General features: G+C 69.7%; 21 protein-coding genes. 14 read left to right on the forward strand and 7 right to left on the reverse strand.

Annotated features, from left to right (window positions below; genetic code table 11):
* Positions 1-189 precede the first annotated feature (189 nt).
* From ACZ4RZ_RS32520 to ACZ4RZ_RS32555, 8 genes are all read left to right on the forward strand, one after another.
* Complete coding sequence (locus ACZ4RZ_RS32520) at positions 190-1,947, forward strand: ATP-binding protein (protein WP_467750061.1); 1,758 nt, start codon at positions 190-192, stop codon at positions 1,945-1,947.
* Positions 1,944-2,351 carry a roadblock/LC7 domain-containing protein gene (locus ACZ4RZ_RS32525; RefSeq protein ID WP_467750063.1) on the forward strand — a complete coding sequence of 136 codons (408 nt, stop codon included), beginning with the start codon at positions 1,944-1,946 and terminating at the stop codon, positions 2,349-2,351. The genes ACZ4RZ_RS32520 and ACZ4RZ_RS32525 overlap by 4 nt, the downstream gene beginning before the upstream one ends.
* Entirely contained in the window at positions 2,348-2,695 is a 348-nt protein-coding gene (locus ACZ4RZ_RS32530) for a DUF742 domain-containing protein (RefSeq protein WP_467750065.1), read from the forward strand. Before ACZ4RZ_RS32525 ends, ACZ4RZ_RS32530 begins: the two co-directional genes overlap by 4 nt.
* Entirely contained in the window at positions 2,676-3,311 is a 636-nt protein-coding gene (locus tag ACZ4RZ_RS32535) for a GTP-binding protein (protein ID WP_467750066.1), read from the forward strand. Before ACZ4RZ_RS32530 ends, ACZ4RZ_RS32535 begins: the two co-directional genes overlap by 20 nt.
* Positions 3,308-4,546 carry a cytochrome P450 gene (locus ACZ4RZ_RS32540; protein ID WP_467750068.1) on the forward strand — a complete coding sequence of 413 codons (1,239 nt, stop codon included), beginning with the start codon at positions 3,308-3,310 and terminating at the stop codon, positions 4,544-4,546. The genes ACZ4RZ_RS32535 and ACZ4RZ_RS32540 overlap by 4 nt, the downstream gene beginning before the upstream one ends.
* Positions 4,543-5,757 (forward strand): cytochrome P450 family protein, encoded by a 1,215-nt coding sequence (locus ACZ4RZ_RS32545; RefSeq protein ID WP_467750070.1) that lies wholly within the window; start codon positions 4,543-4,545, stop codon positions 5,755-5,757. The genes ACZ4RZ_RS32540 and ACZ4RZ_RS32545 overlap by 4 nt, the downstream gene beginning before the upstream one ends.
* A gap of 201 nt (positions 5,758-5,958) precedes the next feature.
* Positions 5,959-7,077, forward strand: coding sequence for a phosphoserine transaminase (gene serC / locus ACZ4RZ_RS32550; protein ID WP_467750072.1), 1,119 nt, complete (start codon positions 5,959-5,961; stop codon positions 7,075-7,077).
* A 286-nt stretch (positions 7,078-7,363) separates the two neighbouring features.
* Positions 7,364-7,771, forward strand: coding sequence for a PPOX class F420-dependent oxidoreductase (locus ACZ4RZ_RS32555; RefSeq protein ID WP_399085772.1), 408 nt, complete (start codon positions 7,364-7,366; stop codon positions 7,769-7,771).
* A gap of 18 nt (positions 7,772-7,789) precedes the next feature.
* Here the strand turns inward: ACZ4RZ_RS32555 and ACZ4RZ_RS32560 are convergent, their stop codons facing one another.
* Positions 7,790-8,764, reverse strand: coding sequence for a TolB-like translocation protein (locus tag ACZ4RZ_RS32560; RefSeq protein ID WP_467750074.1), 975 nt, complete (start codon positions 8,762-8,764; stop codon positions 7,790-7,792).
* Between the two features lie 229 nt (positions 8,765-8,993).
* Here ACZ4RZ_RS32560 and ACZ4RZ_RS32565 point away from each other — a divergent pair, with 229 nt between their 5' ends.
* Together ACZ4RZ_RS32565 and ACZ4RZ_RS32570 are read left to right on the forward strand one after the other, a co-directional pair.
* Complete coding sequence (locus ACZ4RZ_RS32565; RefSeq protein WP_467750076.1) at positions 8,994-9,677, forward strand: SGNH/GDSL hydrolase family protein; 684 nt, start codon at positions 8,994-8,996, stop codon at positions 9,675-9,677.
* A gap of 286 nt (positions 9,678-9,963) precedes the next feature.
* Entirely contained in the window at positions 9,964-10,575 is a 612-nt protein-coding gene (locus ACZ4RZ_RS32570) for a GNAT family N-acetyltransferase (RefSeq protein WP_467750077.1), read from the forward strand.
* A 34-nt stretch (positions 10,576-10,609) separates the two neighbouring features.
* On the opposite strand, the gene ACZ4RZ_RS32575 is transcribed toward ACZ4RZ_RS32570, so the two are convergent.
* Positions 10,610-11,389, reverse strand: coding sequence for an SAM-dependent methyltransferase (locus ACZ4RZ_RS32575; RefSeq protein ID WP_467750079.1), 780 nt, complete (start codon positions 11,387-11,389; stop codon positions 10,610-10,612).
* A gap of 691 nt (positions 11,390-12,080) precedes the next feature.
* Here ACZ4RZ_RS32575 and ACZ4RZ_RS32580 point away from each other — a divergent pair.
* On the forward strand, positions 12,081-13,073 hold the full coding sequence (locus tag ACZ4RZ_RS32580) for an aldo/keto reductase (RefSeq protein WP_467750081.1): 993 nt from the start codon (positions 12,081-12,083) through the stop codon (positions 13,071-13,073).
* A gap of 205 nt (positions 13,074-13,278) precedes the next feature.
* Here the strand turns inward: ACZ4RZ_RS32580 and thpR are convergent, their stop codons facing one another.
* From thpR to ACZ4RZ_RS32595, 3 genes are all read right to left on the reverse strand, one after another.
* Positions 13,279-13,848, reverse strand: coding sequence for an RNA 2',3'-cyclic phosphodiesterase (gene thpR, locus ACZ4RZ_RS32585; RefSeq protein ID WP_467750083.1), 570 nt, complete (start codon positions 13,846-13,848; stop codon positions 13,279-13,281).
* A gap of 104 nt (positions 13,849-13,952) precedes the next feature.
* Positions 13,953-15,359, reverse strand: a complete 1,407-nt coding sequence (locus ACZ4RZ_RS32590) for an MFS transporter (RefSeq protein WP_467750084.1) — start codon at positions 15,357-15,359, stop codon at positions 13,953-13,955.
* Between the two features lie 102 nt (positions 15,360-15,461).
* Positions 15,462-15,899: a MarR family winged helix-turn-helix transcriptional regulator gene (locus ACZ4RZ_RS32595; RefSeq protein WP_467750086.1), complete on the reverse strand. Its 438-nt coding sequence runs from the start codon at positions 15,897-15,899 to the stop codon at positions 15,462-15,464.
* Positions 15,900-16,042: 143 nt separating this feature from the next.
* Here ACZ4RZ_RS32595 and ACZ4RZ_RS32600 point away from each other — a divergent pair, with 143 nt between their 5' ends.
* The gene (locus ACZ4RZ_RS32600; RefSeq protein ID WP_467750088.1) at positions 16,043-16,225 is read left to right on the forward strand and encodes a ribbon-helix-helix protein, CopG family; all 183 of its coding nucleotides are present in this window, start codon (positions 16,043-16,045) and stop codon (positions 16,223-16,225) included.
* Between the two features lie 33 nt (positions 16,226-16,258).
* Here the strand turns inward: ACZ4RZ_RS32600 and ACZ4RZ_RS32605 are convergent, their stop codons facing one another.
* On the reverse strand, positions 16,259-17,710 hold the full coding sequence (locus ACZ4RZ_RS32605) for an NCS2 family permease (protein WP_467750090.1): 1,452 nt from the start codon (positions 17,708-17,710) through the stop codon (positions 16,259-16,261).
* A 316-nt stretch (positions 17,711-18,026) separates the two neighbouring features.
* Between ACZ4RZ_RS32605 and ACZ4RZ_RS32610 the strand changes: the two genes are divergently transcribed.
* Entirely contained in the window at positions 18,027-18,305 is a 279-nt protein-coding gene (locus ACZ4RZ_RS32610) for a DUF2530 domain-containing protein (protein WP_189186205.1), read from the forward strand.
* 111 nt (positions 18,306-18,416) lie between these two features.
* Positions 18,417-20,816 (forward strand): cation-translocating P-type ATPase, encoded by a 2,400-nt coding sequence (locus ACZ4RZ_RS32615; protein WP_467750092.1) that lies wholly within the window; start codon positions 18,417-18,419, stop codon positions 20,814-20,816.
* Positions 20,817-20,831: 15 nt separating this feature from the next.
* Here ACZ4RZ_RS32615 and ACZ4RZ_RS32620 read toward each other — a convergent pair whose 3' ends face one another.
* Positions 20,832-21,686, reverse strand: a complete 855-nt coding sequence (locus tag ACZ4RZ_RS32620) for a calcium-binding protein (RefSeq protein WP_467750094.1) — start codon at positions 21,684-21,686, stop codon at positions 20,832-20,834.
* Positions 21,687-21,807 lie beyond the last annotated feature (121 nt).

Here is a 21,807-nt window from a genome sequence, read left to right on the forward strand (position 1 = left end):
GGATCGCGACACGACCACAGTCGATCATGCGACCGCTTCCAGAACCGTCCCAATTCGATCACGAACTCCCATATAGTGACGGCGAGTTGAGCATCAGGTGTCGCTTCTCGCCCAGGACACGCCCGAGGAAACGCCCGAAAACACGACCGAGGAACGTTCTCCCCCCAGAACACGACCGAGGACCGATTGATGACCGCGCCCCTCACCTCCGGCGAACGACCCACCTTCCGCGCCGTCGCGCCCGCTCCCCTGATCGCCGCCGTCCCGGCCGCGCTCGCGGTGGTCGGCGCGGTCGCCCTGGCGCCCGACTCGGTGCGCGCTCCCCTCGCCTGGGGCGCGGGCGCGGCCGCGGTGCTGCTGTGCGCGGCCGTCGCGGTGGCCGCCCGCGCCGTACAGTCGGCGAAGCTGGTACGCCGCCGACTCGACACCGTGACCCAGGACGCCGGACGGCTGCTCCAGGAACGGGCCCGGCTGGCCGAGGAGTTCAACCAGGAGCGGGCCAGGCTGGCCGACGACTCCGCGCGCGAGCGGGCCCGGCTGGCCGAGGCGGCGGCACGGGAGCGCGTGCATCTGACCGAGACGGCGGCGCGGGAACGCGCCCGCCTCACCGAGGAGTTCGCGGCCGAGCGGCAGCACCTCACCGACGAAGGCACCCGCCTCGCCGAGGAGAACGCGCGGCTGACCGAGCGCGCCCGGCAGGCCACGAGCGAACGGGCCGCCGCGATCTCGGCGACCGCCAACGCCGCCGGCCGCATTCAGGCGCTGGCCACCGGCATGCTCGCCGACCTGCGCGCCATGGAGGAGCGGCACGCCGACGAGGAGGTCCTCGCCGACCTCCTCCACCTCGACCACCGCACCGCGCAGGCGGGCCGCCTCGCCGACTCCGTCGCCGTCCTCACGGGCGCCCGCTCGGGCCGCCGCTGGGCACGCCCCATCGTCATGGAGTCGATCCTGCGCGGCGCGATGGGCCGCATCGGCGGCTACCAGCGCGTACGCGTGCACTCCGCCAGCGCGGCCGCCGTCGCCGGACACGCCGCCGAGGGCGTGATGCACGCGCTCGCCGAACTCCTAGACAACGCCGCGAACTTCTCGCCGCCGACCGCCGAAGTGCATGTGTACGTCGAAGAGGTCCCGGCCGGTGTCATCGTCTCCGTCGAGGACAGCGGGCTCGTCATGGGCGACGTCCAGCTGCGCCGCGCCGAGCGCGCCGTCTCCGGAGACGCGGAGAACACAGCGGAGCTCGGCGGGCTTTCGGGCACCCGGCTCGGCCTCGCGGTGGTCGGCCGGCTCGCCCGCAAGCACGGGCTGAAGGTGTCCTTCCGGCCCTCCGCACGTGGCGGCACGGGCGTCCTGGTGCTCATCCCCCAGGACCTCCTCACGCCTGCGAGCACGCCGCTGTCGTCCGCACCGCTGCCCGCGGAGCCCGCGCCGGCCGCGGTTCCGGTGCCGGCCACCGAGGTGTCGTACGCCGCCGCCCGCGCCGTGGGCGACCTCGACCCGGACCCGGTCCCCACCCACGACTCGCCCCGGCACGAGCCGCTCCCGCCGTCCACGGGCGCCCTCCCCAAGCGCCGCCGGGGCCGCACGCTGGCGCACGCCGAGCGCAGCCGCGCGCACGCCACGCCGCCGCCCCAGGCCGATCCGCAGCCCCGTACCGCCGACGACGCCACAGCAGGCGCCGCCGCCCGCTTCAGCAGCTTCCGCGAGGCGGTACGCGGCGCGGCACAGGGCGCCGAGGACGCCGTACGACCCGAAGACGCCGCACAGGAGACCGAAGCCACACAGGAGACCGAAGCCACACAGGAGACCGAAGCCGCACAGGAGGCCGAAGCCACACGGGAGGCCGAAGCCGTACGGGAGACCGGAGCCGCACGGGAGACCGGAGCCGCACGGGACACGACCCCCGCCACGCCTCACTCGCACCCGGAAGGCGACACCACTTCATGACCGGCACGACCACCGCCGACGCGAAGCTCACCTGGCTCATCGAGGGTCTTCTCGAGCGCACCCCGGGCGCCAGGCACGCGCTCGTGCTCTCCCGCGACGGCCTGAAACTGTGCCGGACTCCGGAGCTCTCGGTCGACCGGGCCGACCAACTCGCCGCGATCGCCGCCGGCATCCAGTCGCTGACCCACGGCGCGTCCGTGGAGTTCGGCGACGGCAGTGGTGGAGTGCGCTCGGCCATGGCCGAGTTCTACGGCGGGGTCCTGTTCATCGTGGAGGCGGGCGACGGCGCGCACCTGGCCGTGGTCACCGCCGAGGACGCGGACGCCGGTCTGGTCGGGCACAACATGAGCGAACTCGTGGAGCAACTCGGCGAACACCTGAGCGCGCGGCCCCGCACCTCATGAGCCGGCCGGGCAGGGACGACGCGCCCGACCGGCTGTACACCCTGACGGGAGGGCGCAGCCGGTCCGCGCACGGCACCCCCTTCGACCTGGTGACGCTCGTCGTCGCGGAGTGCGATCCGGTGGTGGGCATGCAGTCGGAGCACGCCGCGATCCTGCGGCTGTGCGAACGGCCCACCGCTGTCGTCGAGATCGCGGCGGAACTGCGGCTGCCGGTGAGCATCACAAAGATCCTGCTCTCCGACCTCCTCGCCGTGGGCCGCGTCAGCGCCCGCCACCCGCACGCCGCCACTCTCCCCGATCCCGACATCCTGGAGCAGGTGCTCGTTGGACTCCGTAACCTCTGACGCCCGTACGTCCACGGGTGTCCCCGGCACCCGTACGCCCCTGGCGGCGTCGGCCGACAACGGCCTCAGGATCGTGCTCGTCGGCGGCTTCGGCGTCGGCAAGACGACCCTGGTCCGGTCCGTGAGCGAGATACGTCCCCTCACCACCGAGGAGACGATGACCCAGGCCCGCGCGGCGGTCGACGACATCAGCGAGGTGCGCGGCAAGTCCGCGGCCACCGTGGCCTTCGACTCCGGCCGCATCACGCTGGACGCCCGCAATGTGCTGTACCTCTTCGGCGCGCCGGGGCAGGAACGCTTCTGGTTGCTCTGGGACCGGCTGTTCGCCGGGACGCTCGGCGCGGTCGTCCGCGTCGACACCCGCCGTGTCGAGGACTCCTGGTACACGATCGACCGCCTGGAGCACCACGGCACGCCGTTCATCGTGGCCTGCAACGACTTCGGCGGCCCCACGCACCCGCCCGCCCGGATCCGCGAGGCCCTCGACCTCGACCCGGGCGTCCCGCTCCTCGACTGCGACGCCCGCTCACGGGAGTCCGCCAAGCGGGTGCTGATCACCCTCGTCCAGCACCTCAAGTCTCTGTCCACCCCACGATCACCGGAGTTGGCGCTGTGACCCCCGCCCCCGTGCCCCTCAGCGGGCCCCGGTTCCAGACCGAACCCGCCGAGCTGTACCGGGAGATGCGGCGCGACCACGGTGCCGTGGTGCCGGTCGTGCTCGACGGCGACGTACCGGCGTGGCTGGTGCTCGGTTATCGCGAACTGCACCAGGTCACCGGCGATCCAGTCCTGTTCAGCCGGGACTCCGACCTGTGGAACCAGTGGGAGCGCATCCCCGGCGACTGGCCGCTGCTGCCGATGATCGGCCGCAGGCAGCCGTCCATCCTCTACACGGTCGGCGAACGCCACCGCGAGCGCGCCGCGATGATCAGCGACGCGCTCGAAGCGGTCGATCCCTTCGAACTGCGCTCCCACACCGAGAGGTTCGCCGACGAACTCATCGACACGATCTGCGCCAAGGGCGAGACGGACATCGTCGGGGAGTACGCCGCGCTGCTGCCCGTCCGCGTCCTCGCGACGCTCTACGGCTTCGCGGAGGAGCAGGGGCCGGGCCTGGTCACCGCCCTGAACGACATGATCAACGGGCGGGAGGGGGCACTGGCGGGCCAGCGGCACCTGGCCGCGTCCATGGCACGGCTGCTGGCCGACCGGAAGGCCGAGCCCGCGAACGACGTCGTGTCCAGGATGCTCGCGAGGGCGGATTCAAGGGATGGCGGCGGCTTCACCGACGAAGAGGTGATGCAGGACCTGATGGTCATGATGGCCGCGGGCCACCAGCCGACCGCCGACTGGATCGGCAACTCGCTGCGCCTGATGCTGACGGACGAGCGTTTCGCGGCGTCGCTCCTCGGCGGCCGGCACAGTGTCGCCGAGGCCATGAACGAGGTCCTGTGGGAGGACACTCCCACCCAGAACGTGGCAGGGCGCTGGGCCTCCCGCGACACCCAGCTCGGCGGCCGCCGCGTCCGCGCCGGCGACCTGCTGCTGCTCGGCCTCCAGGGCGCCAACTCCGACCCCCAGGTCCGCACCGACGGCTCCGCCCTCACCGGCGGGAACAACGCCCACTTCTCCTTCGGCCACGGGGAGCACCGCTGCCCGTTCCCGGCCCAGGAGGTCGCGGAGGTCATCGCGCGGACGGGGATCGAGGTCGTACTGGACCGGCTGCCGGACATCGACCTGGCCGTACCAGCCGAGTCGCTGACGCGGCGGCCGTCCCCGTGGCTGCGGGGCCTGACCGGACTCCCTGTGAGATTCACGCCCACTCCCGCTCTTGGAGGCCCTGCCGCATGACCACTCGTATCGCCCTGGATCCCTTCGTCACCGACCTGGAGGGCGAGAGCGCGGCACTGCGCGCCGCGGGCCCGCTCGCCGCCGTCGAGCTGCCGGGCGGCGTCCCGGTGTGGGCGGTCACGCACCACGCCGAGGCGCGCGCCCTGCTCACGGACCCCCGGCTGGTGAAGGACATCAACGTCTGGGGTGCCTGGCAGCGCGGCGAGATACCCCCGGACTGGCCGCTGATCGGGCTCGCCAACCCCGGCCGCTCCATGCTCACGGTGGACGGAGCGGACCACCGGCGCATGCGCACGCTGGTCGCACAGGCTCTCACCCCACGCCGGGTGGAGCAGATGCGCGAGCGGATCACCAAGCTGACGGAGGGCCTGCTGGACGGCCTGTCGGACTCCGCCGGGGTGATCGACCTGAAGGCCGACTTCGCCTACCCCTTCCCCATGTACGTCATCGCCGACCTCATGGGCATCGACGAGTCCCGGCTCCCCCGGCTGAAGGAGCTGTTCGAGAAGTTCTTCTCGACGCAGACTCCGCCGGAGGAGGTCGTCGCGACGCTGACCGAGCTGGCGGGCATCATGGCGCAGACGGTCGCGGCGAAGCGTGCCGAGCCCGGCGACGACCTCACATCCGCGCTGATCCTTGCCTCCGAGGACGGCGACCACCTCACCGACGAGGAGATCGTCTCCACCCTGCAGCTGATGGTCGCGGCGGGTCACGAGACGACGATCTCGCTGATCGTCAACGCGGTGGTCAACCTCTCCACCCACCCCGACCAACGCGCCCTCGTTCTCTGCGGCGAGGCCGACTGGGCGTCGGTGATCGAGGAGACCCTCCGCCACTCCACCCCCACCTCCCACGTCCTCATCCGCTTCGCGACGGAGGACGTTCCGGTGGGTGACAAGGTGCTCCCCGCGGGGGACGCCCTGATCGTGTCGTACGGCGCGATCGGCCGTGACGAGCAGGCCCACGGTCCGACCGCCAGCGCATTCGACATCACCCGCAGGACCGAGAACCGCCACATCTCCTTCGGCCACGGGCCCCATGTCTGCCCCGGCGCCGCCCTCTCCCGCCTGGAAGCAGCGGTCGCCCTCCCGGCCCTGTACACCCGTTTCCCGTCCCTCGATCTGGCGATTCCCGCCTCCGAACTCCGCCACAAGCCCGTGGTGACCCAGAACGACCTCTTCGAGCTGCCGGTACGACTGACGACGGGGTGATGTGGGGAGGGTTTTCGCCCCCGCCGCCCCTACCCGTCCCGACCTGCCTTTCGGCTGCGGGCCGGTGGGGGCTGGTCGCGTAGTTCCCCGCGCCCCTTCAGGAGGCGGCGGGGGCGAGAAACCCACCCCCAGGCCCGCACCCCCGTCTCACCCGACGGACGACGTTTCGCCCAGGTTTCCCGAAACGGCTAGGCTCCGATCGTGGCTGATATCCAGATCCCCGCTGACATCAAGCCCGCCGACGGACGATTCGGCGCGGGCCCCTCCAAGGTGCGTACGGAGGCGCTTGACGCGCTGGCCGCGACCGGTAGCTCTCTCCTCGGTACCTCCCACCGCCAGGCCCCGGTGAAGAACCTGGTCGGCAAGGTCCGCGACGGCGTGCGCGAGCTGTTCTCGCTCCCCGACGGGTACGAGGTCATCCTCGGCAACGGTGGCTCCACCGCGTTCTGGGACATCGCGACCCACGGCCTGATCGAGAACAAGTCGCAGCACCTCAACTTCGGCGAGTTCAGCTCCAAGTTCGCCAAGGCCGCCAAGCTCGCCCCCTGGCTGGCCGAGCCGACCGTGATCGTGAGCGACCCCGGCACCCACCCGGAGCCCCAGGCCGAGGCGGGCGTCGACGTCTACGCCTTCACCCACAACGAGACCTCCACCGGTGTAGCCGCCCCCATCAAGCGGGTCGCGGGCGCCGACGAGGGCGCGCTGGTGCTCGTGGACGCCACGTCCGGCGCAGGCGGCCTCCCGGTCGACATCGCCGAGACCGACGTCTACTACTTCGCCCCGCAGAAGTCCTTCGCCTCCGACGGCGGCCTGTGGATCGGCGTCTTCTCCCCGGCCGCGATCGAGCGCGCCGAGCGGATCCACGCGTCGGGCCGTCACGTCCCGGAGTTCTTCAGCCTCCCCACGGCGATCGACAACTCCCGCAAGAACCAGACGTACAACACCCCGGCCCTCGCCACCCTCTTCCTCCTCAACGAGCAGCTGGAGTGGATCAACGGCCAGGGCGGCCTCGCCTGGTCCACGGCCCGCACGAAGGACTCCTCGACCCGCCTCTACACCTGGGCCGAGGACTCCAAGTACGCCACGCCGTACGTCGCCGACCCGGCCAAGCGCTCGCAGGTCATCGGCACGATCGACTTCGCCGACGAGATCGACGCCGCCGCCGTCGCCAAGGTCCTGCGCGCCAACGGCATCGTCGACACCGAGCCCTACCGCAAGCTCGGCCGCAACCAGCTCCGCATCGCGATGTTCCCGGCGATCGACCCGGCGGACGTCGAGGCCCTGACGAAGTGCGTCGACTACGTGATCGAGAAGCTGTAGTTCTTCCTCCTGCGGAGCTCGTTTCCGTACGACATCGAGGGCGCCCGGCACAACCGGGCGCCCTCGTTCGTCAGCCCCGCCGAATGCCGTTGATGTCGAGCAGCAGCCCCCGCTCCGCCTGCCGCAGTTCACTTGCTTTGCCGGCGCTCCTGCTGGATCGTCTCCCGGTCGCGCAGTTCCTCCGTCTGCCGACGCAGCCGTTCCATCATCACCGCCAGGTCTGCACGTGCGGGAGGCTCTCGCCGAGAGGGTGACAAGCGGGGCAATCAGTGCCTCTATGGAGGACATGAGCAGTACCCCGACTCCGAGCCCCGAGCTCGCCCCGCTCGCCAAGCAGTACGCCGTCCTGCTGACGAGCCACAAGAAGGACGGCACAGGCGTCGGCACCCCGGTGAACATCGCCGTCGAGGGTGACCACGCGTACTTCCGCACCCCGGGCAGCACCTGGAAGGTCAAGCGCCTGCGCAACAACCCGGAGGTGGAGATCGCTCCCTCCACCTTCCGTGGCGCGCCCACCGGGCCCGAGATCCACGCCCGGACGCGGCTGCTCGACCACGGCAGCGAGGAGGACAAGCATGCGGCGAAGCTGCTGCGGCACAAGTACCCCTTCATGCAGGGCGTCTTCGTGCCGCTCGCCCACAAGGTGATGCGGACACCGACGCTGCACTACGAAGTAAGGCCGTTGGAGGAATAGCACTTGAAGTGATGCAGGTCAGCTCCGGCGCAGCAGCCGCCTGAAGCCGATGACGACGGCAAAGGCGGCTGCGACCGCGATGGCGCCGACCTTGAACCCGTCGCTCAGTCCGTCGCCGTTACTGCCAGAAGCCGAACTGCCGCCCTTCGAAGGCGACTTGGACCCGGACCCGTGGTATCCGGGCACGCTTTCCGGCTGCACGCCGCTGTCCGCGCCCTCGCTCCCGTACATGAGCTCGGACCCGTCGGGGGTGTAGGTGAGGGACTCTCCCTGCCCCTGCAGGGGGACGTTCAGCCGCCCCTGACGCTTGATCTTCCCGCCGTTCCAGTTGTACGCGATCCCGCCGAAGTACCCGCGTACGGCGAGTTGCTTGCCGTCGGGCGAGAAGGCGCCGTCGGTTGCCCAGAGGTCGATCGTGGCGACGGGCCTGAAGACGTTGGTGCCGGAGGCGGAGAGCTGGGCGGGGCCCTCGTAGAGGTGGCCGCCGTCCTCGTTCTTGTCGACGATGTAGACGCGTCCGGTCTTGGGATGGACCATCAGCGACTCGGCATTGCGCGGCCCGTCCGAGTACTTCACGACGTACTGCGTGGCGCGGATCGTCTGGTCCTTGAGCACCTTCGGCTCGGGCAGCTTGTAGACCCACACGTGGTCCCATTTGCCGCCGAGATTGTCGCCGATGTCGCCGACGTAGAGGTTGTCGTCCGGGCCGATGGAGATGGCCTCGACATCCCGGGGGGCGCCGACCCCGCTCATGGTGACGGTGGCGACGGTCCTGCCCGTCCTGCTGTCGACGGCGTACAAGTACGCCCCGTCGTCGCTGTCGTTGTGGGTCCAGTAGATGCCCGGGTGGGCATGCGAGGCGGCGAGTCCGCTGGACTCGGTGATCCTGGGGTCCTTGATCGTGAACCCGTTGTCCGCGCTGTCCGCGACGGCCGGCGCCGCCAGGGCGACGACGAGGACGGCTCCGGCGAGAAGCGAAGGCGATCGGCGCATGGCCCCAAGCCTGCCATCCCGGCGGACGGTTCACGCGGCGGCCGCCCGCCTGAACTCGCGTGGAGGCGTGCCCCGCATGGAGGCGTGTCCCGCACGAAGGCGCGTCCCGCACGAAGGCGCGTCCCGCACGAGGGCGCGTCCCGCATGAAGGCGTGTCCCGCATGAAGGCGTGTCCAGCCTCACACCCCCACGGCCCGAGACACCCCCACTGATCGTCCATGATGAGCGGATGCTCAGGTTCATGCCCGTCGGCGACTCCATGACGATCGGTAGCGCGGGCGAACACACATGGCGTTACCGAATGTGGCAGCACCTGCGCGCGACGTACGGGGGCCCGTTCAAGATCGTCGGTCCGCGCGAGACGCTCTACGACAAGGCGATGGACTCCCCCGACTCGTACGAGTACGCGGACCCGGACTTCCCCCGCGCCCACCTGGCCGGCTGGGGCGAGGGCTGGCTGCACATGGCCCCGCTGATTCGCGAGACGGTCCGCGCGCAGCGCGCCGACGTCCTGCTGGTCTCCCTCGGCCTGATCGACCTCGGCTTCTACACGAACGCGGCCCAGACGGCGGACAACGCCCGCGCCTTCATCGAGCAGGCCCGCGCCGCGAACCCGCGCATCCGCATGGTCCTCCTCCCGGTGATACCGAACGTCCGCGCCGAGTCCGACGCCCCCTTCGCCGCCGAGGTCGCCGCCTTCAACGAACTCCTCGCCAAGGCCGTGGCCGACCTCGACGAACCCCGCTCCCCGCTCCTTCTGGCCTCCCCGCCGCCCTCGTACGACATCCACTTCGACACGTACGACGGCACGCACCCGAACGCGAGCGGCGAGCACAAGATCGCGGAGGGGTTCGCGGAGGCGATGTACCAGGCGTGGGACCTGGGCGAGCCGTACACGGCCGAAACCGCCTGACCGATTCCCAGCGTTGCCTGGTCACCGTGCGTATCGTTGTACGGCGCGGCTGCACTCGACCGGGTGGCAGCCGGGAGGATCGCCACCATGACCGTCGTAGAGAACGACAGGATCGCCATGGCCACCATCAACGAACAGATCCTGGACGAGATGTTCGACCAGATGACCGTCCCCGAGGGCTACCTACGGCGGTGACGTCGACATGACCACCACGCTCCTCGGCCTCACCCTCGAGACAGCCGAATTCCCCCGGGACTGAAACGCGAGCATGTGGCACGATGCCGCGATGCTCGCCAACTCACCCATACCTCCAGCCGTCCCCGCAGGTCGGTTGGCCCGGACCCCGCAACCGGTACTCGACCTCCCCCACGGCCTGGAGCTGCGTCCCTGGCGGTCCGGCGACGCCGACGCGTTGGTGGCCGCGGGCCAGGATCCGGCGATTCGCCGATGGAACCTCCTGCACGTGGCGTCCCTGGAAGACGCCCGCAAGAGGATCGCGCGCATGCACGAACGCCGGCAGGCCGAGCAGGGCGCGATCTGGGCCATCGCGCGGTCGGACGACTACAACGGCGACGGCGGCGAGGCCATGGGACTCATCGGATGGAACGACATTGATCTCACCGGCGGCAGCGCCGAGATCGTCTATTGGATTCTGCCCGCGGCCCGTGGCGGCGGTGTCGTGGTCGAGGCCGTCAAGCGCCTCAGCCGGTGGGCCCTTGAGGACCTCGGGCTGCACCGCCTGCGGCTGTGCCACTCGGTGGCCAACCCGGCGTCCTGCCGAGTGGCGGCGAAGGCCGGCTACTCCCTCGAGGGCACCATGCGCGGCGCGCTGCTGCACGCGGACGGCTGGCACGACCAGCACCTGCACGCGCTCGTCCAAGGGGACAGTGCCTCTTAGGTACGTCTCCTGGGCACGCCTCTTCGCTCACCGCTCAGGTCCGGGCAGTGGTCCGCGCTGTCACCAGCGCGAAAGAGAGGTACTCACCCGAGTCGGCGGTCAGCATGTCGATGACGGGCTGTTGCGCGGCCCGCCCCTCCGGCAGGTGCTCAGCGCACGCCCGGCTCCACAGCAGCCAGTCCCGCCAGGCGTCCTCCTGCAGCCGCGCGGACGTCACCGTCACCAGTTCGGTGATCTCCCACTGGAACCGCCACCACTCGGCGGTGTGCCAGGCGATGGCCTCCCAGCCGACCACCGCCTTGATGTGCGGGGGAATCGCGCCGAGTTCGCGGATCTCGCGGGTCAACGCGGGTGTGGCGATGCCCAGTTGGCCACCGGGCCGCAAGTACCGCACCAGGTACGGCAGATAGCTGTCCGCCGTACCGAAGTACTCGAACGCGTCGATGCTCACGATCGCGTCGAAACTCCCCTCCTCGAAGGGCAGTTGATGCGCCTCGGCCCGTACGGCCGCCACCTGCCCGCCGACGCCGGCCGCCGCGAAGACGGCCGCCGCCTCATCGGTCCCGACCCACCAGTCGGCCGCGACGACCTGTACGCCGTACTCCCGCGCGAGGAAGACGGACGTCGCTCCCTTCCCCGACCCGAGGTCGAGCACCCGCATGCCGGGCCGCAGGTCCAGGTCCCGGGCGAGGTCCTCCAGGAGCCACAGGGGGTTGGGGCCCATGTCGAGACCGAGCAGCCAGGCCGGGTCGTAGGCGGAGGAGCGGGGGTAGCGGTCCGGGCGTACGAGGGCGGCGATTTCAAGCGGGGTCACGAGGACCGAGCCAAGCGGATCAGGGGCGGTGGGACAACTGGCTTTCGGGGACTTCCGCTTCTCAGACGCCGGAGGGGCTGATTCTTCAGCCCCTCCGGCGTCTGAGGTCGAGCGCGAAGCGCGATGACGGGGGCGATCACGACGAGCGCGAGCCCGAGATGTCGGCCACCGGATACGGGACCCGAGCCGGAATATCCGCCCCCGCCGGGGCGACGACAGCAGCGCTGTCAGCAGACATGGAAATACTCCACAGGTGGGCTGGAAACATTTCCCCGGGACATGAAAGCGACCGGAAAAGTCAACTTCTATTCCGAGAGAGAAGGCCGGGGCGAACGGAATCCAATGAAGCGGGACGCCCACACAATGCAATCCGAGGCGGGGTGCCGACAGGCACAACCCGGCCTCGGGACGAGCCCCCACCCTGACAGTCACAGCCCCTTGCCGACGGCAGAAGAATCCGCAAGACCGATGTGGCAATTCCCGCGCTTGACGAACTCCATGCCTTTGCGAGCACAGCGTGGAGGTGTCGGAATGTGCCCACACTTTCTCCGAAAACGCAAACCGTCGCCTCCCACACAACGAATAAGAAGCGGGGCCACCCCACGGTCGCTTCGCGCCCCCGGCCACCCGACCCGCCACGAGTGCGAACGCCCTTGCCTAGAGCGCACTCCACCCCGTTGGCTAAGGAGTCATGAAGTACACGCAGCTCGGACGCACGGGACTCAAGGTCAGCCGACTCGTCCTCGGCACCATGAACTTCGGTCCGCAGACCGATGAGGCCGACAGCCACGCCATCATGGACGCGGCGCTGGACTCGGGGATCAACTACTTCGACACCGCGAACGTGTACGGCTGGGGCGAGAACAAGGGCCGTACGGAATCGATCATCGGAAGCTGGTTCGCCAAGGGTGGCGAGCGGCGCGACAAGGTGGTCCTCGCCACCAAGCTGTACGGGAACATGGCGGTCGACGGCGACCCGTGGCCCAACCACGACAAGCTCTCCGCGCTCAACATCCGGCGGGCGGTCGACGCCAGTCTCAAGCGGCTCCGGACCGACTACATCGACATCTACCAGTTCCACCACATCGACCGCGCGACTCCCTTCGAGGAGATCTGGCAGGCGATCGACGTGCTGATCCAGCAGGGGAAGATCCTCTACGTGGGGTCCAGCAACTTCCCCGGATACAAGATCGCCCAGGCCAATGAGATCGCTGCCAGGCGCCACGGCACGATCGGCCTCGTCAGCGAGCAGTGCCTCTACAACCTCGCCGAGCGGCGCGCCGAGATGGAGGTCATCCCGGCCGCGCAGGAGTACGGGCTCGGGGTCATCCCGTGGTCGCCGCTGCAGGGCGGTCTGCTCGGCGGCGTGATCAAGAAGGAGGTCGCGGGCGGGCGCCGGGCGAGCGGCCGGGCCGCCGACTCCCTCGCCAACACCACCATCCGCGCGCAGATCCAGGCGTACGAGGATCTGCTCGACAAGCACGGCCTGGAGCCCGGCGAGGCCGCGCTGGCCTGGCTGCTGACCCGGCCCGGTGTCACCGGGCCCATCGTCGGCCCGCGCACCGCGCAGCAGCTGGAGTCCGCACTGCGCGCCGTGGAACTGGAACTGTCGCAGGAGCTCCTGACGTCCCTGGACGAGATCTTCCCGGGACCTGGGCCGTCGCCGGAGGCCTTCGCCTGGTAGCGCCCCGTGAGGGGCGCGGGGAACTGCGCGACCAGCCACGGCCGGCCCGCGGCCGGCGAACCCCCCGCGGCACCCCGGCGCTCCGGCGGAGCGCGGCGGTGGCGGTCGGTTACCTGACCGCCGCCGCCAGCGCCACCACGACGAACATCAGCACGAGCACACCGGCCATGATCCGGTTACGGGTTTTCGGGTCCACGCATCGAGCCTAACCGGCCGCTCCGAGCGGCCAGCGGGCGACCGCCTCATAACGGGGCTGCTCCCCGGGCACCCCCGATTTCGGCAGCCGGCTGCGGACGAGGCACAGCTCTCCCACCGTCCACTTCCGCCCTTCGAAGGCGCCCATGGCAGTGACGTACGCCTCGAAGTGCGCGGAACCGCGGCTGCGGGCCACTGTCAGATGCGGGTGGTAAGGGCGGTGCTGCCCCATCGGGATGCCCGCCTTGCGCGCGGCCGCCTCCGCCCGGTCGGCCAGCAGCCGCATGGTCTGCAGGTCGCCTGCCACACCCACCCACAGGGCACGCCCGCCGAAGTGGCCGCCGCCGCGCAGGGACACGGAGAAGGGATCCGTGCGGTGGGCCGCGCGCGCCAGTCGTTCCGAGAGGTCCGGGACGATCCCCTCGTCCACCTCGCCGAAGAACGCGAGCGTGAAGTGCCAGCCGGGGCGGCCCGTCCACCGCAACGCCTCGGCCCCCGGCAGCTGCTCCAACTCATCGACCTCCGAGGCGAGTTCACGGATCGCACCCTCCGGAGGCAGCACCGCCGCAAAAAGTCTCATGGCGTCACCCTTCCAGGGAACGGATCATCCGGCGACCCCCGCCCACACGGCCGCCGGCGACCGGCCGGGCCAGGTGCCGGCCCGGCCCGTGCGGCCGTCCGTCGTCACGCCGCCGGCGCCAGCTGCTTCTCCCGCTGCTCCTTCGGTACGAAGCGGACGTCCGGGTGGCCGTGGTGCCAGCCGAGGGAGAGGCGGAGGCCGCCGATGCGGGCCAGGATCAGGCCGATCGTGGTCGCGGCCGTCAACGAGATCAGGCCGCCGAGGGCGAAGCCGACACGGGCGCCGTAGGCGTCGGTGACCCAGCCGACGAGGGGTGCCCCCAGTGGCGTACCGCCCATGAAGACCATCATGAACAGCGCCATGACGCGACCGCGCATGGCGGGGTCGGTGGCCATCTGCACCGAGGTGTTCGCGGTGACGTTGACCGTCAGGCCGAAGATGCCGATCGGGACCATCAGGAGGGAGAAGAGCCACAGGGAGGGGGCTGCTGCCGCCACCACCTCCAGCGCCCCGAAGGCCACCGCCGCCGCGATCAGGATGCGCAGCCGGGCCGTGCCGCGCCGGGCGGCGAGCAGCGCGCCGGCCAGCGAGCCGAGCGCCATCAACGTGTTGAAGAGGCTGTACGCGCCGGCGCCCGCGTGGAAGATGTCGTCCGCGTACGCCGACAGCCAGACCGGGAAGTTGAAGCCGAAGGTGCCGATGAAGCCGACGAGGACGATCGGCCAGATCAACTCCGGGCGGCGCGCCACGTAGTGGAGGCCTTCGCGCAACTGGCCCTTGCCGCGGGGCGTCCGCTCGACCACGTGCAGTTCGCGGGCGCGCATCAGCAGCAGGCCCGCGACGGGGGCCACGAAGGAGAGGCCGTTGAAGAGGAAGGCCCAGCCGGTGCCGACGCCCGTGATCAGCAGGCCCGCCACCGCGGGGCCGACCAGACGGGCCGACTGGAAGTTCGCCGAGTTCAGGCTGACCGCGTTCTGCAGCTGGTCCGGGCCGACCATCTCGGAGACGAAGGACTGGCGGGCCGGGTTGTCGACGACCGTGGCGAGGCCTACGGCGAAGGCGGCCAGGTAGACGTGCCAGACCTGGACATGGCCGGAGAGGGTGAGGAAGGCGAGCGCCAGGCCGGTGACGGCCATCGCCGCCTGCGTCACAAGCAGCGTGGGCCGCTTGGGGAGGCGGTCGACGAGGACACCGCCGTACAGCCCGAACAGCAGCATCGGCAGGAACTGCAGCGCGGTGGTGATACCGACCGCGGCGGACGAGCCGGTCAGGCTCAGCACCAGCCAGTCCTGGGCGATGCGCTGCATCCAGGTGCCGGTGTTGGAGACGACTTGGCCGAGGAAGAACAGGCGGTAGTTCCGGATCTTCAGCGAGCTGAACATCGAGGAGGAACGGGACGGGTGAGAGGTGCGGGAGGTAGCGCTGGGGGCGCCGGACGCACGGTCGGGAGCGGACGGGGAGTCGTGGGTGGCTGGTGCGGGGGCGGAATCTGCTCCGGGTCCCGTACTCAAAAGGGCTCGCCTCCTAGGCAGTCGTTGACGTCGGCGTCATGGGAGGGCGTCGGCGATGGTCGAAACAGGGGAGCGGCCCTCCCGGGGGAGGGCCGCAGATGGTCACAGATGCGCGAGCTTTTCCAGAACGGGGGCGGCTTCGCGGAGCTTCGCCCATTCGTCCTCGCCGAGGGCCTCGACCAGTCCGGCCAGGAACGCGTTCCGCTTGCGGCGGCTTTCTTCGAGCATCGCCTCGGCCTTGTCGGTCTGCGTGACGACCTTCTGGCGCCGGTCCTCGGGGTGCGGCTCCAGCCTGACAAGACCCTTGGCTTCGAGCAGCGCGACGATGCGCGTCATCGAGGGCGGCTGCACATGCTCCTTGCGGGCGAGCTCGCCCGGCGTGGCGGTGCCGCAGCGGGCCAGGGTGCCGAGCACCGACATCTCGGTGGGGCTCAGCGACTCGTCGACCCGTTGGTGCTTGAGTCGACGCGACAACCGCATCACTGCGGAGCGCAAGGCGTTCACGGCGGCCTCGTCGTCGCCATGGGTGAGGTCAGGCATGTCTTTAGCTTAACTCATTACCCTCGCTAAAGACCACCGCAATGCCCGTGAACCGCGCCACGGAACCCCGACATCACTCATATGAGTGAGCCCGCTCGGGAAAGTGACCCCTCGCCCGCCGCGGTCCGGCGACCCTCGACTCCATGGGGACCAGCGTGCTCAGCCTGCGGATAGACGGGGAGCTGCTCAACCGGCTCCGAGACCACGCCGCCAAACGCGGAATGAGCGTCCAGGACTATGTCGTCCGAACGCTCATTCGCGATGACTTCGACGAGCGGTTCCAGACCGCGGTCGAGGAGACGGAGAAGTTCTACGGGGTCACGTGAGCCGATGGGCCACGTGAGACCCCGTACGGCCGCTTACGTCAGACCCAGCGCCGGCATCAGGTAGTAGAAGGCGAACACCGCCGACACCACGTACATCGCGATCGGGATCTCGCGGCCGCGACCGGCGGCCAAGCGCAGCACCACGAAGGTGATGAAGCCCATGCCGATGCCGTTCGTGATCGAGTAGGTGAACGGCATCATCATCATCGTCACGAAGGCCGGCATGGCGATCGTGTAGTCCGCCCAGTCGATCTCCTTGACCGAGTGGGACATGATCAGGAAGCCGACCGCGATGAGCGCGGGCGTGGCGGCCTGGGACGGGACCATCGTGGCGACCGGGGTGAGGAACAGCGCCACGGCGAAGAGCGCGCCGGTGATGACGTTCGCGAAGCCGGTGCGGGCGCCCTCGCCGACGCCCGCCGTGGACTCCACGAAGCACGTGGTGGCCGAGGAGGAGGTGGCGCCACCCGCGGCGACGGCGATGCCGTCGACGAAGAGGACCTTGTTGATGCCCGGCATCTGGCCCTGCGCGTCGGTCAGCTTGGCCTCGTCGCTGATGCCCATGATCGTGCCCATCGCGTCGAAGAAGGTCGACAGCAGCACGGTGAACACGAAGAGGATGCCGGTCAGCACGCCGACCTTGTCGAAGCCACCGAAGAGACTGACCTTGCCGACGAGCCCGAAGTCCGGGGTGGCGACCGGGTTGCCCGGCCACTTCGGGGTGGTCAGACCCCAGGACGGGATCGTGGCGACGGCGTTGATGATCACCGCGACGACCGTCATCGTGACGATCGAGATCAGGATCGCGCCGGGCACCTTGCGCACCATGAGCGCGAGCGTGAACAGCGTGCCGAGGATGAAGACCAGGACGGGCCAGCCGTTGAGGTGGCCGTCGGCGCCGAGCTGGAGCGGGACCGTGGTCTGCGCGATGTCCGGGATGCGCGTGACGAAGCCGGAGTCGACCAGGCCGATCAGCATGATGAACAGGCCGATGCCGATCGCGATGCCCTTGCGCAGGCCCAGCGGCACGGCGCTCATGACGCGCTCACGCAGACCGGTGGCGACCAGGAGCATCACGATGAAACCGGCCAGCACGACCATGCCCATGGCGTCCGGCCACGACATCCGCGGGGCGAGCTGGAGTGCGACAACCGTGTTCACACCCAGACCCGCCGCCAGCGCGATCGGCACGTTGCCGACGACACCCATGAGGAGCGTGGTGAACGCCGCGGTCAGGGCGGTCGCGGTGACCAGCTGACCATTGTCCAGGTGGTGCCCGTACATGTCCTTCGCACTGCCCAGGATGATCGGGTTCAGCACGATGATGTAGGCCATCGCGAAGAAGGTGGCGAAACCGCCGCGGATCTCACGCGGAATGCTGGAGCCCCGCTCGGAGATCTTGAAGTAGCGGTCCAGGCCGCCCTGCGCGGGGCGGGGATCCGGCTGCTCCGGGGTGGGGGCCTTGGTGAGGGCCGAGGTGGACATGCGTGACCTCATACGTGCGGGGCCTTACGGGGCCAGTACGGGCGCCCTGACGATGGGATTCCCCCGCTCGAGCGGAGTCGAGAGTGGGGGAGGGTGCCGGGCTGGGAACTTGATCGAGTCTGGCCGTTACGCGATCACCAGCAGGTTTCTTCGACGTTTCCGTTGGTGTTTCGTACGAACAGAAAGAGCCAGACTCAGACCGTTTCAGTATGAACATATGAGTCCGAAATCGCTATCTCCGCGCGTAGACCGTTGGTATACAAGGGCGGGGACGGGCCCGGCTCCCGCGCGATCCGCGGCCTCGTAAGCTGTGCACATGGCGAAGTGGACCCCCAAGCACGAGGCGCCGGAGCCCCTGGAGGGCCCCGTCGTCGCCACCATCACGGGCGGCACGATCCTCTGGTTCGTCCTCTTCCTGGTGCAGCTGCCGTTCTACGGCTGGTTCGACGACCACGGGCACACCTGGTGGGTGTGGACGTGCCTGGCCGGCGCGGGTCTCGGACTGATCGGCATCTGGTACGTCCGCAAGCGCGACGCCGCCATCAAGCGCGCCGCGGCCGCCGGCCCGGATCAGGCCGCCACTGCCGCGGAGTAACCAGCCCCCCTACACCCAGGGCATCACTCCCCCGCGCCCCCGTCCTCCCCAGGTCGGATCTTTGGGGCACTCGGCAGGTGAAGCCGTATATACGCACGTACCGTCGAATGCATGACGCACATCGACGCGGGCGCCGAACTCGATCCCGTTCACCCCGTGCCCATGCCCGCCTCGCGGCGGTCGGAGGGGCTGTCCGCCGCCGAGGTGGCCGAACGGGTCGCGCGGGGCGAGGTGAACGACGTCCCCGTGCGCAGCAGCCGCTCGATGGGCGAGATCGTCCGCGCCAACGTCTTCACCCGGTTCAACGCGATCATCGGCGTGCTCTGGCTGGTCATGCTGTTCGTGGCGCCGTTCCAGGACAGCCTGTTCGGGTACGTGATCATCGCCAACACCGGGATCGGCATCATCCAGGAGTGGCGGGCCAAGAAGACCCTGGACTCGCTCGCGGTGATCGGCGAGGCGAAACCGACCGTACGCAGGGCGGGGGTCGCCGTCACGGTCAGCACCTCCGAGATCGTGCTCGGCGACCTCATCGAGATCGGGCCCGGAGACAAGATCGTCGTCGATGGCACCTGCGCCGAGGCCGACGGCCTGGAGATCGACGAGTCGCTGCTCACCGGTGAGGCCGACCCCGTGGTCAAGCACCCCGGCGACCAGGTGATGTCGGGCAGCTTCGTGGTCGCGGGCGGCGGCGCGTTCACCGCGACGAAGGTGGGGCGGGAGGCGTACGCGGCGCAGCTCGCCGAGGAGGCGTCCCGGTTCACGCTGGTCCACTCCGAGCTGCGGACCGGTATCTCCACGATCCTCAAGTACGTGACGTGGATGATGATCCCGACCGCGATCGGTCTGGTCATCAGCCAGCTCGTGGTCAAGCAGCACGGCTTCAAGGACTCCATCGCGCGGACGGTCGGCGGGATCGTGCCGATGGTCCCGGAGGGGCTGGTCCTGCTCACCTCCGTCGCCTTCGCGATAGGCGTCATCCGCCTTGGCCGGAAACAGTGCCTCGTGCAGGAACTTCCCGCCATCGAGGGGCTCGCCCGCGTCGACACCGTGTGTCTCGACAAGACCGGCACCCTCACCGAGGGCGGCATGGACGTCACCGAGCTGCGGCCGCTCCAGGGCGCCGACGAGTCGTACGTGCGCAAGGTCCTCGGCGCGCTCGGCGAGTCGGACCCGCGGCCGAACGCCTCGCTCCAGGCGATCATCGCCGCCTACCCGGACAGCGAGGAGTGGCGCTGCACCGAGTCGCTGCCCTTCTCCTCGGCCCGCAAGTACAGCGGGGCGTCCTTCAGCGAGGGGGACGGGGAATCCAGTACGTGGCTCCTCGGCGCCCCCGACGTGCTGCTGCCCGCCGGAGATCCGGCGCTCGCCGAGACCGAGCGGCTGAACGAGGCCGGGCTGCGGGTGCTGCTGCTCACCCGGGCCTCCAAGGACCTCGACGCCCCGGAGGTCAAGAAGGGCGCCCGGCCCACCGCCCTCGTCGTCCTCGAGCAGCGGCTGCGCCCGGACGCGGCGGACACCCTGCGCTACTTCTCCGAGCAGGAGGTCAAAGCGAAGGTCATCTCCGGCGACAACGCGGTGTCGGTGGGCGCGGTGGCCGGGAAGCTCGGGCTCACCGGCTCCGTCGTGGACGCGCGCCACCTCCCCGACGAGCGGGAGGAGATGGCGAAGTCGCTGGACAAGGGCACGGTGTTCGGGCGGGTCACCCCGCAGCAGAAGCGGGACATGGTGGGCGCGCTGCAGTCGCGCGGGCACACGGTGGCGATGACGGGTGACGGCGTGAACGACGTACTCGCCCTGAAGGACGCCGACATCGGTGTCTCGATGGGCTCGGGCTCGGAGGCCACCCGGGCGGTGGCCCAGATCGTCCTTCTCAACAACAGCTTCTCGACGCTGCCTTCGGTGGTCGCGGAGGGCCGCAGGGTCATCGGGAACATCACCCGGGTCGCGACGCTCTTCCTGGTGAAGACGGTCTACTCGGTGCTGCTGGCCATCCTGGTGGTGTGCTGGCAGGTCGAGTACCCCTTCCTGCCAAGGCACTTGACGCTGCTCTCCACCCTGACGATCGGCGTCCCGGCCTTCTTCCTCGCGCTCGCCCCCAACAAGGAGCGCGCGAAACCCCACTTCGTACGACGGGTGATGCGGTACTCGATCCCGGGCGGGGTCATCGCCGGGCTGGCCACCTTCGTGACGTATCTGCTCGCCCGTCACTACTACACGGGCGAGGGCTCACTGGACGCGGAGACCAGCGCCGCCACGCTGACGCTCTTCCTGATCTCGATGTGGGTGCTCGCGATCATCGCCCGGCCCTACACCTGGTGGCGGATCTGCCTCGTCGCCGCGATGGGCGGGGCGTTCCTGCTGGTGCTCGTGGTGCCGGGCCTGCAGCACTTCTTCGCGCTGAAGCTGGTCGGCGCGACGATGCCGTGGGTCGCGGTGGGCATCTCGGCGGTGGCGGCGGCCACCCTGGAGTTCCTGTGGAAGTGGGTAGACCGCCGCTTTCCCGCGTAGGGGTTACTTCACGGGTTACTGCACGTCGACGTAGTCACCCGTGGCGTTGACCGCCGGGGTGGTCGTGGTGCCCGCGAAGCTGTAGCGGAAGTAACCGTCGACGGTGGCCGTCGTGGTCGTCTTCAGGTTGCCCGTCGAGTCCGACGTGATGGTCTTCAGCGTCGTGTAGGTGCTGGAGCCACTCTTGCGGAACTGCAGCTTCACCGACTGGTTGGCGTAGCCGTGGTACAGGAGGTCGTCCCAGTTGGCGCGGGACAGCTTGCCCGTGACCGTGACGGTCTTGCCCTTCTGCACCGGCTCCGGCGAGGCGTTGACCGTCAGCTTGGAGGCGCGCTGGACCTTGGCGGTCTTGTAAGCCTCGGTGATGATGTAGTCGCCGTCGTTGCCCGCGGCGCCGGCCCACACCTTCCAGGTGCCGGCCAGGATGTTGCCGTAGATGTTCTCGTTCGGGTCGGCGACGACCGTGACCTTGCAGGTCGCGGTGGTGGCGCTGGAGGCGGTGCAGGTGCCCTGGTCCGCGTCCGGGACGATCGCGCCGTCGACGTTGTCGATGTCGGAGCCGTGCCAGAGCATGGCGTAGCCGTCGTAGATACCGGCCGGGTCGGTGGCCGTCACCGCGATGGTGAAGGTCTTCTTCTGGGTGGTGCCGACCACGATGTCCTTGCCGCCGTTGACGGTGACGCTCGTGATCGTGGTGTCGCCGACGGTCTCGTCCGCCGGAGAGGCGGTGGAGAACGGCGTGACCTTCGAGGTGGACGGCACCTTCGAAGCGAGACTTACGGAGTGACTGTCCGCCTGCGCGGCCGGCACGGCGAGGGCGGAAAGGGCCAGGGCGCCGGAGACGGCGGCCACGGTGGCACGTATGCGCATGCGATCCCCAAGTGGGAAAGGGGCCCCGGTGGTGGTCGTTCCTCACGGCTCGTCGTCGCACGGGGCCCAAGTGATCATGGAGTCTGTTGACTCGGATGATCAGATCCGCGACGGGTGCGAA

This window comes from Streptomyces sp. NPDC027189, from assembly GCF_055566975.1.